We start from the raw sequence: 18,184 nt of genomic DNA, 5'->3' as shown, positions 1-18,184 counted from the left end.
CCGATAATTATTCGGTAAAACCGGCGGAGACAGCCGGGCCAGGCGACTCGATATAATGGTTTTGTCGCGTTATCCCATTTGCGTTGCGCGTCAGACCGGGTATTTTGTCCCGGTTGAAAATCGATGGGGGAAGCCGGGGCACCGGTGTGACGGGGATTGGTGAATGGCGAAATCCAAATCAAAGGCGCGCAAGCGTGCGCGGGATCATGTCAAGTCTGACGGTATTTCGTCTGGCGCATCAGATATAAAGGTCAAGGCGGCGGAATCTTCGGTTAATCCGCCTCCGGCGGGCAACGGGGTGTTACCCGCTTCTGATACATCCTTGTCGTCTGGCGCTGTGCAGGCACCGAAGGCTTCGGCAGGGACCGGTATATTGCCAGCCCCTGGTGATGATGCGGCCGCCATTGCGCCTAACGGGAACACCCCGTCTGTGGCGAAAAGCCCGGCGGCCACCACAATTTCCTCTCAGCCGCGCAAGTTGACGGTGCATCGTGGCGGTGTGGCGGGCGATAATATTTTTGCCCGTGCCGTGGCGGCGCATCGTGCAGGTCGGCTCGACGAGGCGATTGCCCTTTATGGCGCGATTTTGCGAAACCGGCCCGATCAGCCCGATATTTTGAACAATCTGGGGGTGGCCCTGCGGCGAAGCAAGCAGTTTGATGCGGCGATGGTGGCCTATCGTCGCTCAGCTGCCTTGCGGCCTGACAATGCCGGGCTGTGGTCCAATATGGGTAACTGCCTGCGCGAAATGATGCGTTTTGACGAAGCGCGGGCGGCGCATGAACAATCGCTGGCGCGTGATACCAACGATAAGTCCCATCTGTTTAATGCCGGGCTGGTTTATCGCGACCTTAACCGCTTTGCCGAGGCGATTGATTATTTCAACAAGGCCCTTGCCATTGACCCCGATTATACCGAAGCCCTGTGGGATCGCTCCCTGGCTTATCTGGCGCTTGGGCAGTATGAAGCAGGCTGGAAAGCCTATGAGGTGCGCCGTCGCCTGGCCGATAACCCCATACGCCCGTTACCCGATGCCGTGGAATGGGATGGCAAAGCGGACCTGCGCGGGAAAACCCTGCTGTTGCGGGCCGAACAGGGCTTTGGTGATATGATCCAGTTTGCCCGTTTCATTCCCCGGGTTGCGAAAAAGGCCGCCCATGTGATTGTGGAATGCCGCAAGGAAATGCTGGGCATCATGCAAACGGTGCCCGGCGTGGGCCAGGTGATTGAAAAGGGGGCCAAGCCGCCAAAATTTGACCTGCACGCCCCGCTTCTGAGTTTGCCATATTTGTTAAATATTGGCGCACGGGAGCTGTTTCAGGCCTCTGCCAGTCCCTATATGACCCCGCCGCACAAAATGGCGCTAGGCGGTATTGTCGGCGAAGTTGTGCTGAAGGTTGGCATTATCTGGGCGGGCAAACTTAATCCGCGGGATCGATCCTGCCCGCTGGAAAAATTCATGGGGTTGATGGGCCAGCCCGGCGCGGCCTTTTTCAGTTTCCAGATCGATGACCGCCGGGGCGATATTGCCAAACTTGGTGCCTCGGCCTTTATCCACGATCTGGGCGACCGGATTGGTGATTTTGGCGACAGTGCCGCCCTGATGGCGGAAATGGACCTGATCATCACCATCGATAGCGCGCCTGCCCATCTTGCCGGGGCCCTGGGACTGCCGGTGTGGATGTTGCAGCTTTTTACCACTGACTGGCGCTGGATGGTGGGTCGGGCCGATAGCCCCTGGTACCCCACCATGCGTATTTACCGCCAGCAACAGCCCAATAACTGGGATGCCCCCTTTGCCGCGCTGAAACAGGATTTTGAAAATCTGCTGGCTGCACGCGCGCAGGCAGCACAACAGGCTGGCTAATGGTTAAGAAAAACCCTGCAAACGAATAGTATGAAATAGTCCAAAATTCATGCAAAAATTGAACGAGATTGCCTTGGGACGGCAATCATGTGAATTGGGGGACTGCATGAATAAATCTGCTACCGGTGTTTTGCCGGTCGGGCGTTTGCGCCGTGCCGGAATGCTGCTTGGGGCGGCTTTTGTCTGTTTTGCGGGCGGGGTTTTGGCCCCGGCACTACCGGCACATGCCGCCGGAAACGTTCGTTCTGCCGTCGAAGTACAAATGCCGATGCTTGATGTTGACCTATATGACGCGCCCGGGCGTGATCGCAAGATGGTCAAATCCATTCCGGGCACTGAATTTCCTGCCGAGGTGGAATATATCGGCACCGATATTTCTGCCGGGCGCATGCACCATATTCGCTTTGCGAACCAGCCGGGGGATTTCTGGGTTGATGGCAACGAAGTGTGGATTTCCGCCTATGACGGCGTGATCGAGGTTTTTTGCGATGCCGATCAGACCCGGGCATTGGGGAATACCGGGCGTGGGGCGGGCGGTCGTTCGACCTGCCGCAAGAAATAGGGCAGGGACATGATGAAAAAATTCAAATGGGCATGGCCGGGCGCGGCGATGCTGTTTTTGGCCGGATGTGTGACCAACCAGACGGGTATCAATCTGCCATTATGGTCCAGCATCCCGGACGATGCCAAATATATCGACCAGGTGAAACTGCCTGCCGCCAAAACCGACACGACCGAGGGCCTGAAAAAGGCCCGGACCAAGGTGATGGCATCATCGGTTGGTATTGCCGATTTTCCGCAATTGCAGGCCTATGCCCAGTCGGTTCTTGATCGCATCATTCAGGGCGCACCGGCCGGCGCCCCCAAGGCGCGGGTTTACCTGCTGGCAAATGCCGGGCCGGGCGCGATGGCCGTTCCCGAAGGCGCGATTTATATTCACTTTTCCGCCTTTCAGTATTTGCAATCCGAAGACCAGTTGGCGTTTTTGCTGGCCCATGAATACAGCCATGTCGCCTTGCAACATTCGCCCGATAATCTGTTGCGCATGTTGCGGCCCTACCTTGTTACGGCAATGGATTATGCCGTGTCGCGCTCTGGCGGGGATGACCAGCTTCGCAAGGCTTTCCAGCTTTATGGCAGCGATATTGTCTCGCGCGATGTTCTGTTGCCGGTCTGGGACCGTGCGGCTGAAAAGGAAGCCGATTTTCTCGGCCTCGACCTGATGACAAAGGCGGGCTACAACCCGTCGGAATCATTGCGTTTTCTTGCCATTGTCGGCAAATATGACGACAGCTTTGAAAGGCTGCATCTCGCAACCCGCAATCAGCTTGAAAAGCAGCTCTCTGCCCAGTTCCAGCCAACCGGGCAGAATGCGCTGTGGGACAAGTTTACCAGCGAGTTTCGCGATGCGATTGGCAAAATCCAGGATCAGCTTGCCAGTCGCCATGAAGATGCGCAGGACCGCATGGTGGCCCTGGTGGGTTATATGAAACGCGAATATCCGATGGAGCGCCGCCGCCCCATCAATAACGCCTATTATATGCGCACCGTGGACGCCAATGCCGAGTTGCTGGATCATTATATTGCCGCCCATCGTGTTGTGGCCGAATTGCAGCAGGCGGAATTTGAGGAAGGCTACAAGGTCAATTTCCGCAAGCTCGAAGCATTGGCGCGCACCGCTGTCAGCGGTGAAACCGCCGATCATGCCTATACCCGTTATGCCTTTTCCAAATTGCGGGCCTATCAGGGAAAATATGGTCTTGCGCTTAAGAATATCGATCTCGTTTCCCCGCCCGAGGCAGGCGATATTCTGCCATTCCAACTGGCGCTGGAACGGGCGGAACTGCAAAACCGGATGGGTCAGAAAAAGCAGGCTGTTGAAGGCATGGAAATGGCTGCCGCCCATTATGACTGGCCGGTGGAGGCCTATCATTTCCTGATTCCGGTTCTGGAACGCGCCGGGGACAAGGGCCGGGTCAACGAGCTTAAGCTGCGCTGTGTTGCAACCTATCCGCAGCAGCGTGAATTGTGTGCCACGGCAAATTAGGATGTCGTGACCGGGCAGCGAAGGGGGCAGCCCCTTCGTTCCGGCTTGGCACATGACAGGTAAAATCATGTCACCAGATGACCTGACGGGCGGACAATCCGACGAGATCGACGAGTCCGATGATGCCACCGGACAAAAACCGCTCCGGCAACGGGGCAGGGCGGGGCCGGGGCTGGCCTATTTGAACTGGGCGGTCATTACTTTCCTGTTGGCCGGGCTGATTGTTTTTTTCGAGCCCGAGGAATTCACCCAGCCGGTTGATGAATACAGCTATCAGCTATTCAATCGTCTTTTTGGCGCGGCGGTTTATGATGCGCCCCATAAAGACGATATTGGCATTGTTCTGTTTGACCAGAAATCCATGTATGACCTGGATACAAGCTGGCCGCCGCTTTTTATGACTCACGGCATGGTCCTACGGTCTTTCATGCGCAAGGACACGCCGCTGCCACTGGCGGTTTTTATCGACTTTACCTTGCAGGATGCGCGCAATACCGAAGTGACGACATCGGTTGATGCTTACAAGCCGCCGCAATTCACCCTGCGTGACGACACCCTAAGCGAGCTGGTGCGGATTATCGAGGGGTATCGCAAGCTGGGCATTCCCGTTTATGTCAGTGCCGGGCGGCATGATGATGATCGCTTTCCCGAAGTGCTGGCTGATTTGAAAGACAAGGTCAAACTGGTGGCCGGATGGGGCGATGCGCGCAGCAGTGCCGATATTCGCGGTTTGAATTATGCCCTGTTTCCCAATCGCCCGGGCCTGAATGACGATAAGGATCTGGCGCAGAAGCCCGATACACCTGATATAACAGCGGAAAACAACCGCTCGACCGATTATTATCCGGCTGCGGCCTTGCAGATCTATCTGGATTTATGTGCCCGCCGTGCTGGAGCCATTGCCCGGGGAGAGCTGGAGACATCTCCTTTTGCCGGTCGTAACTGGAATTGTGACAAGGCCCTTGTTGGCGATGTCCCCGCTCCGTCGCAGATGGCGGCCTGGCAGCAGCAGAACCTTGATTTGTGGCGCGGCTATGCCCGGGAACGGCCAATGAATTTGATCTGGCCCGACCGCCAGCCCGATTATGCCGGCTGGCCTGTTTTGCAATCTGTTGCCAGAAAAGGCGACGGAACGGACGTGATTCGCGATCACTTCCCGTCAAACTGCCCTGCTGGTCAGGAAAAGGATTTTTCTTTTCTGGTCGGTCTGGTGCATGACTTTGTGATCAAAACAATGCTGGGCCGTCGCGGGGAGGCTAATTTTTGTGGCCCGTTTGACACTGTCACCGCCGGTCAGGCGCAAAAAGGCACGCCTGATGCCGAAAATAGCTGGATCGGTCAATTGGGCGGCCGGGTGATCATGTACAGCTTCAACCTTCAGGGGTTGCAGGACATCGTTCATCCGCCAACCGTTGAAGCCGATATTGCCGGGGTCAATGTGCATGCAATGGCGCTGGAAAACCTGTTACATTTTGGTCCGGCCTATTTATCCGACACAGCAAGGACCGATACCGCCCGGTCTTTGGGCTTCCTTGATTCCAATAATCTTGAATTGCTGACAATGCTGGGGCTGTTTTTGATCCGGCTGGTGTTTCTTGTTCTGGTGCGCCTTTGGGGCGGAAAAACGGATACGGATATACCGGGCCGCGATGCCGCCGCCCATGAGGACGCGGCAGACGAACCTGATGAAAAACTCTGTACCGTAACGGATGGCGCCATGCTGTATTATCGCACGGTGCTGTTTGATTTGCTGGGCTGGTGTCGCAGGCTGCCGGGTCGAGTTATGGCCTTTTCGCGCGAAACGGTTGATATTGTTGGCCAAAAACGGGTGCCGGTTTTTGTGATTCTGGTTGTAGAAGCCTGTGTGGTCGTGGCGTTTGTGTTTGCGGTGGCCTTTTGGCTGGAATTCAGTGTGTTGCGCATTGCGCCATCGAACTGGTTGTCCATCCTTGGCCTCGCCGGTTTAACCTATCCGGTTTATATTCGGGCGCTGTTTTCGCAATCTGTCCGGTCCCGGCATCGGCCGGCGGGGCGCGATGCAGAAGAAGCCAGCGCAGCAACAGAAAATCTTCCCTCGCCTGCGGATTGAGAAAATTCCGCCTGAAATGCGCTATCCACAATTCCGAAGGCTTGTGTTTCAATCAGACAAGGCGTAGGAAAGCGCCTTGTCATTTTTGGGTGTTTGCCTGGCGATGTGTGCCAAGGGCTGACACAGTGGTTTTTGCAGGAGAAACGTTGTGAGCGAAGCCGCATACAACAAGGGATTCCCGGTTTCCTGGGAGCAAATGCACCGTGATGCACGTGCCCTGGCGTGGCGCTTGCTGGAAAAAGGCCCGTATAAGGGCATCGTCGCCATTACCCGGGGCGGGCTTGTGCCTGCTGCGATCATTGCACGCGAACTTGATATCCGTTGGATTGATACGGTGTGCGTTCGCAGCTATTCTGACAAAAGCCGTGGCGACCTGGAGTGGCTCAAGGATGTCGAAGGTGATGGCGAAAACATGCTGATTATCGATGATTTGGTCGATACCGGCAAAACCGCCAAAGCCGTGCGTGAAAAGCTGCCCAAGGCGCATTTTGCCACCGTCTATGCCAAACCGCAGGGCCGCGAAGTGGTAGACAGCTTTGTCACCGAGGTTTCCCAGGATACCTGGATTTATTTCCCCTGGGATATGGAACTGTCGGTCAACGCACCGATTTCCGAACGCGCCCGTTAACCGGCCCGTGTTTTTCCCCGGGCCCCGCGCCCAAAGGAGAAAACCATGCCCCGCACGATGCAATTCCGCCCGTTTTCATTCCCATTCCGTCCGCATGTTGGTCACGGGGGGCATGAAGGCGGGTGTTTTTTATCACGCTTGCTGCAAAAAACGGGGTCCGGCAGGTTGCGGGGCGCCGGATTGGTTGCTTTGCCCCTTCTGATGATTGTTCTGGCAACCTCGCCATTCTCGCATGCTTTTGCCGATGAACAAACAGATCGGCTGGAAAAAATCGGGGCCCAGCTCACCGTTGCCGATGGTTATAAGCTGTCGGTTTTTGCCCTGGTGCCCAATGCCCGGTCCATCGCCCTTGCCCCGGATCAGGGCGGGATGTTTGTCGGAACACGCGGACGCAACCTCTATTTCGTGCCGGTTGACGGGCAGGGAAAGGCTGGCGAGGCCCGCAACATTTCATCTGATTTTACCTCGGCCAATGGGGTGGCCTATCAAAAAGGCACATTATTTATTGCCGATCAGGATCGTGTTGTTTCGTTTGATCTTGCCAATTTTAACGGCAAAGAACTTGGTTCCCCGTCAAATGTCCTGTTTGATGGCCTGCCGGATAAAAGCCATCATGGCTGGCGTTATGCCACCCTGTCACCCGATGGCGAAAAGCTGTTTGTTGCGGTGGGGGCCCCTTGCAATATCTGCAAGGTTTCGGGGCTGGAAGGTACCATCATCACCCTGCCGGTTGGGGGTGGGGATCCGGAAATTTATGCCTCGGGCATTCGTAATTCCGTCGGGCTGACCTTTGATCCCGATAGTGGCGATTTGTGGTTTACCGATAATGGCGGCGATGGCCTGGGTGACAATATCCCGCGCGAGGAACTGAACCATGCCACCGCATCGGGCGGTTTTTATGGCTATCCGTGGTTTGCGGGCAATGATACACGCGCGCCGGATTTCAAAAACGAAGATGTGCCGCAAAAGGTAACTTTCCCGGCCTTTACCTTTAACGCCCATAACGCGCCGCTCGGCCTGCATTTTTATCAGGGCGACCTTTTGGTGGCCCTGCATGGCTCGTGGAATCGTACGGTGCCGGATGGGTACGAAGTGGTGCGGGTGAAATTCGCCGCAGGCAAGCCACAAACCGCAAAGCCCTTCCTGTCCGGCTTCCTGCGCGATAATGGTGCGGTTTTGGGCCGCCCGGTGGATATCAAGCCCTTTGGCGATGATGGATCGGTGCTGATTTCCGATGACCATGCCGGGGTGATTTGGAAGATGACACCGCGCTCCTGAGCGGGCGAAAATATTTGCGGAGGCAATTGCGTGATTGTCTTGCACAGCCGGGGCAGTCAGGCTATAAAGCGTGCCGCAAAGCGGGTGTAGCTCAATGGTAGAGCAGAAGCTTCCCAAGCTTACGACGAGGGTTCGATTCCCTTCACCCGCTCCAATTTCCCCAAAATCATATATGTTGACGTGTTGTGGTTCCAGGGTTCCACACGCCTTATTTGTATTTGTGGGCTTTTCATATTATTAATTTGAGAATGATAATCATAATCTATATGGTGCCTGTTCCGCGCGGCCAGGGTCCCTGGTAATCGCAGGCGTTCAGGAATGTATTTGCAGCGTAACCATATGACCAGGCGACGTTTCTCCAATTTGGCACAAGTTGTTGAAGAATATTACGACGAGCTGCTGGGCTTTGTGGTTCGTCGGACTGGATCGCGCCCACTGGCGGAAGAAATTGTCCATGAAACCTGGATCCGCGCCAGCATTACCCGTGTGGTCATGCCCGGAAATCCGCGTGCTTATGTTTATAGTATGGTGCGCAATCTGGTCATTGATCATCATCGTCATCATTCAGTACGCCAGATGGTTGAACTTTCTCCCGTTCCACATGATGAAAACAGCGAGGGGGAAAACTGTGCGCCCCAGCATGATGTTGCTGTGCCGTCGCATGAAGATATGGTTTCGGCCCGTCAGGAACTTGCCTTGATTTCCGATGTGGTGACACGGCTGCCGCAAAAATGCCGACAGGTTTTTTTGATGTATCGGGGGCAGGAGCTTTCGATGTCGGAAATTGCCAAAACGCTGGATATTTCGGTCCGCACGGTGGAAAACCATATTGCGCGGGCCATGGTTGAATGTCGGCGTTGCCTGCAGGATGCGAGGCGTGAATTGTGAGACAACATCACGTAAATCATATCGGGCATGATGACGGTAAAGGGGCAAACCGGCCCGGTTGTTTGGCCGCGCAAAAGGATGGCTGAGGCGGATTAGCATGAATGAACGCGATGCGGATTTTACCGCAGAGATTTCTTACGAGCTGTTTCAGGAAGCCGTGATCTGGCATGGCCGCCTGCGCGAGGCCGCGTTTCATGCCGGGTCGCAGGAAACGGTAATGGCTGAATTTGAAAGCTGGCAGCAACAATCTTCGTTGCACCCGGCCGCCTTTCGCGAGGTTGAGCTTCTGTGGGGCAAACTGGAATTGCCCGTTAAACGGATATGGCGGGCGCAAGGCCAGGTTTCCCCGGTTATGCCCGACGCACAAGAAGCACAATCACAGGCTGGAAGGCAAAAACCTTCTAACGGATGGCGCATTGCCGCCCTTGCCGCCGTTATCTTGCTGTGCATTGTAACGGGCGGTTATTTCAAAAATGATGTCGAACAATATTTTAATCCGGGTCTGTACATCACCAGCCAACAGCCCATGACTCAAACCCTGCCGGACGGGTCCCAAATAACGATGAATGTGCATAGCCGGCTGGAGGTCGCCTTTGGGGCGGATAAGCGGCTGGTGAAATTGCAGGCGGGGGAAGTGTGGTTTGATGTGGCCCATAATGCCCAAAAGCCATTTGTCGTGGAAACGGCGCAGGGGACCATTACGGTTTTGGGAACCCGGTTTAATGTGCGCAAAATGGCGGATTCCGTTATTGTCAGCCTGGTGCAAGGCAAGGTGGCCTTACGGGATAAGGCCACCGCGTCGCAGGCACCGACCCTACTGGCCCCGGGAATGGCGGCCGATTTAACACCGACCGGAGTTGGCAAGGCCCATTCGTTTGATGCCTTTGCAACCACTGCCTGGCAAAAGGACCAGATGGTTTTTTACGACGCCCCGGTTTCCGAGGTGGTCAGGGAATTGAACCGTTATTATCCGGGGAAAATCGTCATCGCAAATCGCCATTTGGCTGATTTGCATATCAGCGGTGTCTTTCGCACGGATAATATTGGCCGGGTTTTGGATGCGATCGAAAATACGCTTTCTGTACGTGTGATCCGGGTGACAGATTATCTGGTATTCCTTGCCGGGCAGGATGATGCCTGATTTTGTTTGTAAAACAGGGGCTTGAACCTGTCGGTAGATGCGTGTGCCGTCTTTTCCCTTTTTGCTGTGAATAAGAATTTTTAAAAAAATGATAGGGGACTAGGGGATGATTGTTTCTGGTCCGTCTTACTCATATGTCGCGAATGCGCCGTATTCGCAATTTGATGATGTATAGAGTTTGGGGGACGGAATTGGGAACCTTGGCAAGACCAAAAATCGGCTTCGGGATATGCCTTATGGTGTCGTTTGGGGCACTGATGAGCAGCCATGCTGCCTGGGGGGACGAGGCACAGCAAAAACCGGTCGCCGATGGCAAGTTGGAGAACAGCGATCAGACAGCCTATGCCTTTGACATTGCATCACAGCCTTTGCCCCAGGCATTGGCGGCTTTTTCGGCGATAACCGGCCTTCAGGTTCTTTATACGGATAAATCCATTTATGCCCATCGCTCGGCGGCCCTGAAGGGCACGTTTGGCGCCAATGACGGGTTGCGTACCCTGCTGGCGGGAACGGGTCTTCAATATCGTTATACGGCGGATCAGTCCGTTACGATTGAAAAACGCCCGGCAGCATCCGGCCTGAATGACGGTATTACGCTGAATGCGATTACCGTGATTGGCACCCGGCAGTCGCGCTATGACAGCCGCTATTCCGAAACCGGCACACTGCTTGCCAAGGATGTGACCGATATTCCCCGTACGGTCGATGTGATCCCGGAACAGCTTTTGCTCGATCAGCATGCCAGCGAACTCGAGGATGTTTACCGGCTGTCCCCCAATGTGGTGAATGTTGATGGCTATGGCGGCAGCCGTGAAGATTTTCTGATCAGAGGGTTTCGCCGCCGGGATGATATTTACCGCAATGGCGTGCGCCTGAAAACCAATGGCCGCGTGAACCCCGATACTGTCGATAGTGTGCAGATCGTCAAGGGGCCGGTGGCCGAGATCGGGCAGATGACGCCGGGCGGTTTGGTTAATATCATTACCAAAAAGCCCAAATTCACCCGCGAAAATCATGTTGCGACCGATTTTAACGAATATGGTGAACGCCAGGTTCAGGCGGACTTTACCGGGCCGCTGAATGATGAAAAAACAATGGCCTACCGCCTGACGACATCGGCGGAAAACAGCCGCAATTTCCGCAAGGCCGATATTGACCGTCAGTTCGTTTCTTCCTCTTTTTACTGGGAGGGGGAAACGGGTGCGAATGTGAACTTCAATTATGAATATACCCATGACGAACGGCCGATTGACCGGGGTGTGATTACCGTTCCGGCGGGCGGGGAAAAGCGCAGCATTGTCAATACAGCCGTTGATACCCGCTTTGATCAGTCGAACTTGAACAATCGCGATGTATCGACCCACATTTTTGAACTTGATACGGCGATACCGGTTTTCAATGAAAACTGGACGTTTGAAAACAAGTTGTTTTATGCCTACGAACAGGTGGATGAAATCCGTAATGAGGTCGTCAATGTTTCCAATACCGGTGTTTTGACGCGCCGTGTGCAGGGCAATGATGATCGTGAATTGGGCACGGCCTTTATGCGCATGCAAATGCGCGGCGAAGTTGATGCCGGGTTGCCGGTGGATCTGGTTTCCGGGGTTGAATTGCGCCATCAGGATGAATCCTGGACCAACTTTGCCGGTGCCAACCAAACCGGCGGCACCGTTTCCAACCCGTCCTCATTTACTTTGGTGGATAATACCGACAGCAATCCGATTCTGCGGCGCTATACCAAGGTCAAACAGCTTTCCTATGGCCCCTATGCCCAGGGGTATATTCACCTGACCGATGCCGTGACCCTGACATTGGGCGCACGTTATGAAGTGGTTGCCAACGAATATAGCCAGATTGACCGTTTGACGGATACCGCCAGCGGTTTTGATCCGGGGTCGGACGGGCATTTGACCAAATCGGCAGGGCTGGTCTGGAAACCGGTGGAAGACCTGTCGCTTTATGCCTCCTATGCGGAAACGTTCCAGTCCCAGAATATTTATTCGGGCAATGAAACCACGGCGGTTTTCTCTCCGGAGCAGGGCCGCCAATATGAAGTCGGGGCAAAATGGTCCGGTTGGAATGACCGTATTTTGTTAAGTGGTGCCCTGTTTGACATTCACCAGAAAAATGTCGTCGAAACGGTGAATGGCACCCCGGAACTGACCGGTGGTATTCGTTCACGCGGGGCCGAAGCGGTTGTCACGGCCAATCCGGTTCAGGGTTTTAACCTTCGGGCCGGTGTTGGTCTGCTGGATGCCGAGATTGAAAGCGAGAACGCCAATAACGGCAATACCCCCACCAACACGCCTGATATTACGACCAGCCTTTGGGCCAGCTACGAGTTCCAAAAGGCCGCAAGCAGCCTGAAGGGGCTGGGCTTTGGTGCCGGGCTTTATCATGTGGGTAATCGTTATGGCGATAGTGCGCACAGTTTTGAGCTGGGTGACTATACCCTGCTGGATTTGGGCATGTGGTATTACCTGCCGGTGCGCAACGAGTCCCGTGTACGGTTTGACCTTGGGGTTAAAAACGTGACGGACGAAAAATACTATGTCGCATCGGGCGGAACCTATCGTGTGAGTGTTGGCGCACCGCGCACATTCTACGGGAGCATCCGATTTGAATTCTGATCCTGCGCCTCTTGGCAGGAAACAGACCGGCAAGCCAGTTAAACCCAGGTGGTTTGACTGGCATAGCTGGATCGGTGTCTGTTTGGGGCTGATGTTGTTTTCCATATGCTGGAGCGGCGCCTTTGCCGCTTTGTCGCAGGAACTGGACTGGTTATTCACACCTGCCGCACATTTGCCCCCCTTTGCCGGGGATATTGATTTTTCGGGTATTTTTGCTGCCGTTACGCAACAGTTCCCCCATGCCCGGGTCGAATTTTTGCAAGAACCGCTTTATGCCGTTTTCCCGGCAAGCGTTGATATTATCACCGCGCAGGGAGAACGGCGGATTGTCCAGGTTGATCCGGCAACGCTGGCGGTGCTGGGAACCCAGTCACTTTTCACGATCGAGCGGTTCTTTCGCGAATATCACGAAGCCCTGTTTGGCTTTTACGGGGTGGGTAAATTCATCATCACCGTGTTTTCTCTGCCATTGATGTTGGGAATGGTCAGTGCCCTGCTGTTTTATCGGCGCTGGTGGCGACGGTTTTTTGAATTGCGTACAGGCAAAACCCGGGTCAGTTTCTGGAGCAGCCTGCACAAACTCGCCGGTTTGTGGAGCCTGTGGTTCGTGGTGCTGATCGCCCTGACCGGTTTTTGGTACCTGTTCGAGGAAGGGCGCTACAAACTGGGCGATGGCAAGTTTGCCTATACGGATTCCTTTCCCTTGGCAGTGCATGTCCTGCCGAAAATCCAGATAAAACCGCAGAACCGACTACCATTTGAAACCTTATTGGTGCGCGCGCAATCCGCCCGGCCCGATATGCGCATTACCGGCATTTATCCCAATCGTGGCGGGTATTTTTATGTCATCGGGCAGTCCGATGATGTGCTGGTGCGCGACCGCGCCAATAAAATCTATCTTGATCCCCAAACGGGTGCGGTTGTTTTCAATCAGCATGCCGATGATTTATCGGCCTATTGGCGCTGGTCCGACATGGCCGATCCGTTGCATTTTGGCACCTTTGGCGGGGTGACAAGCAAAATTATATGGTTTGTCTTTGGCCTGGTTTTATCCGGTCTGGCGTTGAGTGGCGCCTGGCTGCATCTGAAAAAACGTCAACGTTCAGGCAAAACTGGTGCAGGATGGCGCGGTACATTTGTCATGGCCGCATTTTTTACCATCCTGCCCCTGGCTTCTTTGCCGATCATGGCGGTGTATCTGCTGCGCATCGGCCCGTTGATCGACGGCCAACGGCACATGGCCGAACTGCCATTGGGCGTTGCAGCCTTTGTTGCATGCTGGCTTGTGCTGACATTCGCGATCAAGCTGATTTGGCTTTGGTGCTGCTATCGTTTGAATAAGGGCAAGAAGCCTGAAAACAGCTTCAGGGCGGTTGAAGAAGGTACTTAGTCTTTGGGTAAATATTCCAGCCCCAATTTGCGGGCTTCCTCGTCGCTGCAGACGGTTTGCGGCGGGTTTTCGCTGGCATAATTGACAAAGCGCGGGTCCAGCGAGCTGATGTAATGGCCCTTGCCATCGCCGACAAACAGGCAGCGTTTCTTTTCGCCGGGCAGGCGTTTGCCCGCCCGCCACTGTGCTGGGGGAATCATTTTGGCACCATAAAGGCCGATGCCGGCATTGGCGGCCTGTTTGGCCTGGTCGTCATAATCCAGTGAAAAGCCCGGAATTGGCAGCGCCTCGCCATCGGCGATCATGGCGGTGCCGACATCGCGATCCCCAATCGAGCATTCGACGCGCAGCCAGCTTTTGCCATTTTGGCCGCTGTTTTTGCTGCCATCGTCGCGCTGGTCATCGGCCAGGACGCATTCGGCGGGAAAGGGCGACATGGTGAAATATTTCTGCAACTGCATCCCGGCAGATAATCCACAATCCTGCAATTTGTCGTCATGCAGACATTGCTGGCCCAGTTCGGGCGCATCGATCCCGGCAATGTCAAAGACATGTCCGTCAATCAGGATGGTGTCGCCATCAATGGCAAAAACCTTGTGCCCGTCGGCTTTGAACACCGTCTGGTTGCTGACATCGGGCGGGGTGGCCGGTTTGGCGGTGGTTTTGGTGGTGGCCGCAAGCGGGCTGGCGGCAAAACCCGTTGCCAGTAGGGCGATGATCAGAACCGCAAAAGAAACGCGACGGTGCAGGATTTTTTGCCAGAATGCAGCACGCAGGATCATGGATGTTCTCTTTGCTTTTGTCTTTGTTGTGGCCTGCATCCTTTATCATGTATCTGATCGTGCCGGGGGCATAATCGGGCGCATGATGTTTTTGGGACCGGAAGGCAGGGACAGGCCAGTGAACCGGGCCATAATGCAGACCATAGCATTCATGATGGGAAAACACGGCGAAAAGATGCCTGATTGACGCCAAGTTTGCGATAACGGGATGCACACAAGGCTATTTGCGGTTATAGAGCATAGGATAAAAGAAGGATCGGGGAAAAGGGCGTGGCAGAAAATAGGGCCATGCAGGCGTCGCCCGCGCGATAACGGGTATATCAAATCCTCTCCCGGGCCAAAGCCGCGGCATGGTAAATGCCGATTGTACGAACTTGCATGGATGCTGCCTTGTTACGACTGCAACCGATTTTCTTTGTTGTTGGGCTGATGGTGATCATCATCGGTGCAGCCATGCTGATTCCGGCAAGTGTTGATCTGTATTTTGGCAATCCGGACTGGCTGATTTTTACCCAGGCATCCTTTACCAGCATTGGTGTGGGCGGCATGACCTGCCTCGCCTGCCGCTCCGATATTGGCCCGCGCGTGACCGCCCGGCAGGGTTATGTTTTAACGGGCTTTTCCTGGATTGCCGTGAGTGTTACCGGGGCCTTGCCGCTGTGGTTTTCCTCGCTCGACATCAGTTTTTGCGATGCGGTGTTTGAAACCATTTCCGGGCTGACCACAACGGGCTCCACGGTGCTTTCCGGGCTGGACCGGATGCCGCCGGGCCTGCTTTTGTGGCGTTCCATCATGCAATGGCTGGGCGGGATTGGCATTATCGTTACCGCCCTTGCCCTGTTACCCATGATGCGGGTTGGCGGCATGCAGCTTTTTCAAATGGAAAGTTCCGATAGGTCGGAAAAACTCAGCCCGCGCATGCGCGATATGTGCCTGCAAATCGTGGTGATTTATGCCGTGCTGTCGTTAACCTGCATGGTTTTGTACCGTGTTTTTGGCATGACCTGGTTTGAGGCCGTCAATCACGCCATGACGACACTGGCGACCGGCGGTTATTCCACGACTGATCAGTCCTTTGGCAAATTTGCCGGAAATTGGCCTTTGCACTGGGTGGGAACGGTGTTCATGTTTGCTGGCGGGCTTCCCTTTACCGCCTATGCGGTCATGGTGCGCAAACGCAGCATCCGTGCTTTGTTTGATAACCAGCAAATCCGGCTTTTGTTGCTGGTATCGGGCTTTTTCATCGCCCTTCTCACAGTCCGTCTGATGCAAATCTCTGACGATGGATTGTGGGCCAGCTTTACCCTGGCATCGTTTAACCTGGTGTCGGTCATTACCACCACCGGCTTTGCCTCGGGCGATTATTTGCAATGGGGGCCGGTGGCCGTCATGCTGTTTTTCTTTGCCACCTTTGTGGGCGGTTGTTCGGGCTCGACGGCGGGCGGGTTTAAAATGTTCCGCCTTTATGTGGTGTTTAGCGGCCTGCGCGCCCATTTTCTGCGTTTGCGCAGCCCCAGTGCCGTGGTTGTCAGTTATATTGACCGCAATGAAATCACCAGCGACATCTATAATGCGGTCACGGTTTTCGTTTTTCTGCTCTCCATCAGTTATATCGGGGTCACTGTGGCGCTGGGTCTTGCCGGTCTGGATTTGATTACCGCCATGAGTGCGGCGGCAACCGCCCTTGCCAATGTGGGGCCGGGTATGGGGCCGATCATCGGCCCGGCAGGCAATTTCCAAAGTCTGCCCGATTCCGCCAAATGGGTGCTGGATATAGCGATGATCTTGGGGCGGCTGGAATTTGAAACGCTGCTGGTGCTGTTGCTGCCTGCTTTTTGGCGCGATTAGAGGCAACCAGGACACTGCCCTGTTTTTGCCCCATCGGTATTTTATCGTTCTGGTGAAATAAACCGGAACGGAGGATCACGATGGGATGGATGCAAAGACTCCTGATCGCCCTGGCCGCCATGATGGTAACACTGACACTGGTGGCCTGCGCCCCCGAGATCGGCAGCCGGGACTGGTGTAATACCATGCAACATACGCCCAAACCGGACTGGACGGCCAATCAGACCAGCGATTTTGCCAAATATTGCCTGTCCTGAGGGCATGACGCCCCCTTTTTGCGCAATGTTCCCCATGTGATTGGGAACAATTGGCGGGCTTGTGCGTTTTTGATGCTGTCATTATGCGGGATAACCCGCACGAAGCCTGATTTGCGTTATATCGGGAAATCAATATAATGCACGACCCGCGAATGATCGCGGCAGTCGAAAACGATACAACAATATACGAGGATAGTCAGATATTATGAGTGCCGAAAATCTCCATGTCGGTGTGATCGGCGCAACCGGTGCGGTTGGCGTCGAGCTGATCAATGTTATGTTTGATCGTAATTTTCCTGTGGGTGAACTGACCCTTTTTGCCTCCGAACGTTCGGCAGGAAAAACCGTGGAGACTAAATACGGCACTAAAACCGTGACCCTGTTCTCGGTTGAAGATGCCAAGAAATGCGACATCGTGTTTCTGGCCGTATCTGGCGATTTTGCCAAGGAATACGCCCCGCAAATTGCCGAGGGTGCCCTTGTGATCGACAATTCGTCGGCTTTCCGTCTGAATGACGATGTGCCGCTGATTGTGCCTGAAATCAATGGCGATCTTGCCAAGAAAGCCAAGCTGATTGCCAATCCGAACTGCACCACGGCCATTGCCGCTGTCGCCCTGTGGCCGCTGCATCAGGCTTTTGGTCTGAAAAAGGTGTTTGTATCGACCTATCAGGCGGCATCAGGTGCCGGTCAACCGGGCATGAACGAACTGCGCGAAGGCCTGGCATCGGGCCTGAAGGGCGAGGAAATCAAGGCGGAAGTATTTGCACATCCGCTGGCTTTCAACGTTATTCCGCATATCGATACCTTCCAGGATAACGGTTATACCCGTGAAGAAATGAAGGTAACGTGGGAAACCCGCAAAATCTTTGGGGCGCCGGATCTGCCGGTTTCCTGTACTGCCGTGCGGATTCCGACGGAACGGACCCATTCGGAATCCATCGTGGTTGAAACCGAAAAGGCCGTCACACCGCAGGAAGCCCGCGATGTGCTGGCCAAGGCCAAGGGTGTGAAGCTGGTGGATAATCCTGAAAAGCTGGAATATCCGATGCCGATCAACGCGACCCGTCAATATGATGTCGAAGTTGGCCGTATCCGCACCAACCTGATCTTTGGTGATCATGGTCTGGAACTGTTTGTTGCTGGTGATCAGTTGCTGAAGGGTGCAGCCCTTAATGCCGTCCAGATTGCCGAGGCCTCGATTGCCTGAACCTGATTGTTCTGCTTTTTATCGGGCAGATCCATGATTGATAAAAATGGCCCCGTCTGCGTTATCAGGCGGGGCCATTTCAGATTGCTTACCCTGTGAGAGATCGGGTTTGCCACAAGTTTATTGACA

At 54.6% G+C, this 18,184-nt stretch carries 14 protein-coding genes and 1 tRNA gene; 14 read left to right on the top strand and 1 reads right to left on the bottom strand.

Features of this window, described 5'->3' with window-relative positions:
- Positions 1 to 163: 163 nt before the first annotated feature.
- From TH25_RS22480 to TH25_RS22430, 11 genes are all read left to right on the top strand, one after another.
- Entirely contained in the window at positions 164 to 1,867 is a 1,704-nt protein-coding gene (locus TH25_RS22480; RefSeq protein WP_114090497.1) for a tetratricopeptide repeat protein, read from the top strand.
- Between the two features lie 106 nt (positions 1,868 to 1,973).
- Positions 1,974 to 2,429, top strand: coding sequence for a hypothetical protein (locus tag TH25_RS22475; RefSeq protein ID WP_114090496.1), 456 nt, complete (start codon positions 1,974 to 1,976; stop codon positions 2,427 to 2,429).
- 9 nt (positions 2,430 to 2,438) lie between these two features.
- Positions 2,439 to 3,914: a M48 family metallopeptidase gene (locus TH25_RS22470; protein WP_114090495.1), complete on the top strand. Its 1,476-nt coding sequence runs from the start codon at positions 2,439 to 2,441 to the stop codon at positions 3,912 to 3,914.
- Between the two features lie 67 nt (positions 3,915 to 3,981).
- Complete coding sequence (locus TH25_RS22465; RefSeq protein WP_181847789.1) at positions 3,982 to 6,003, top strand: CHASE2 domain-containing protein; 2,022 nt, start codon at positions 3,982 to 3,984, stop codon at positions 6,001 to 6,003.
- A 148-nt stretch (positions 6,004 to 6,151) separates the two neighbouring features.
- Positions 6,152 to 6,631 (top strand): xanthine phosphoribosyltransferase, encoded by a 480-nt coding sequence (gpt, locus tag TH25_RS22460; RefSeq protein ID WP_114090493.1) that lies wholly within the window; start codon positions 6,152 to 6,154, stop codon positions 6,629 to 6,631.
- A gap of 180 nt (positions 6,632 to 6,811) precedes the next feature.
- Positions 6,812 to 7,909 (top strand): PQQ-dependent sugar dehydrogenase, encoded by a 1,098-nt coding sequence (locus TH25_RS22455; protein WP_258549279.1) that lies wholly within the window; start codon positions 6,812 to 6,814, stop codon positions 7,907 to 7,909.
- 80 nt (positions 7,910 to 7,989) lie between these two features.
- Positions 7,990 to 8,063: transfer RNA gene (locus TH25_RS22450), tRNA-Gly, on the top strand.
- 164 nt (positions 8,064 to 8,227) lie between these two features.
- Positions 8,228 to 8,797 (top strand): RNA polymerase sigma factor, encoded by a 570-nt coding sequence (locus TH25_RS22445; protein WP_258549278.1) that lies wholly within the window; start codon positions 8,228 to 8,230, stop codon positions 8,795 to 8,797.
- A 97-nt stretch (positions 8,798 to 8,894) separates the two neighbouring features.
- Entirely contained in the window at positions 8,895 to 9,938 is a 1,044-nt protein-coding gene (locus tag TH25_RS22440; protein WP_114090492.1) for a FecR family protein, read from the top strand.
- 257 nt (positions 9,939 to 10,195) lie between these two features.
- Complete coding sequence (locus TH25_RS22435) at positions 10,196 to 12,568, top strand: TonB-dependent receptor (protein ID WP_181847787.1); 2,373 nt, start codon at positions 10,196 to 10,198, stop codon at positions 12,566 to 12,568.
- Positions 12,558 to 13,958, top strand: a complete 1,401-nt coding sequence (locus tag TH25_RS22430) for a PepSY-associated TM helix domain-containing protein (protein ID WP_147253071.1) — start codon at positions 12,558 to 12,560, stop codon at positions 13,956 to 13,958. Before TH25_RS22435 ends, TH25_RS22430 begins: the two co-directional genes overlap by 11 nt.
- Here TH25_RS22430 and TH25_RS22425 read toward each other — a convergent pair.
- On the bottom strand, positions 13,955 to 14,740 hold the full coding sequence (locus TH25_RS22425) for a thermonuclease family protein (RefSeq protein WP_114090489.1): 786 nt from the start codon (positions 14,738 to 14,740) through the stop codon (positions 13,955 to 13,957). The genes TH25_RS22430 and TH25_RS22425 overlap by 4 nt on opposite strands.
- 390 nt (positions 14,741 to 15,130) lie before the next feature.
- Here TH25_RS22425 and TH25_RS22415 point away from each other — a divergent pair, with 390 nt between their 5' ends.
- The 3 genes from TH25_RS22415 (at position 15,131) to TH25_RS22405 (ending at position 18,055) form a co-directional block, all read left to right on the top strand.
- A complete protein-coding gene (locus tag TH25_RS22415; RefSeq protein WP_258549277.1) occupies positions 15,131 to 16,588 on the top strand; it encodes a TrkH family potassium uptake protein in 1,458 nt (485 codons plus the stop codon).
- A gap of 80 nt (positions 16,589 to 16,668) precedes the next feature.
- Entirely contained in the window at positions 16,669 to 16,845 is a 177-nt protein-coding gene (locus TH25_RS22410) for a DUF3012 domain-containing protein (protein ID WP_258549276.1), read from the top strand.
- A gap of 205 nt (positions 16,846 to 17,050) precedes the next feature.
- Entirely contained in the window at positions 17,051 to 18,055 is a 1,005-nt protein-coding gene (locus TH25_RS22405; protein WP_114090487.1) for an aspartate-semialdehyde dehydrogenase, read from the top strand.
- Positions 18,056 to 18,184 lie beyond the last annotated feature (129 nt).

Origin of the sequence: Thalassospira profundimaris, assembly GCF_003326755.1 — a bacterium.
Lineage (GTDB): Bacteria > Pseudomonadota > Alphaproteobacteria > Rhodospirillales > Thalassospiraceae > Thalassospira > Thalassospira profundimaris_B.
Note: the sequence above shows the minus strand (reverse complement) of the source record. Positions and strands in the feature narration are given on the sequence as shown.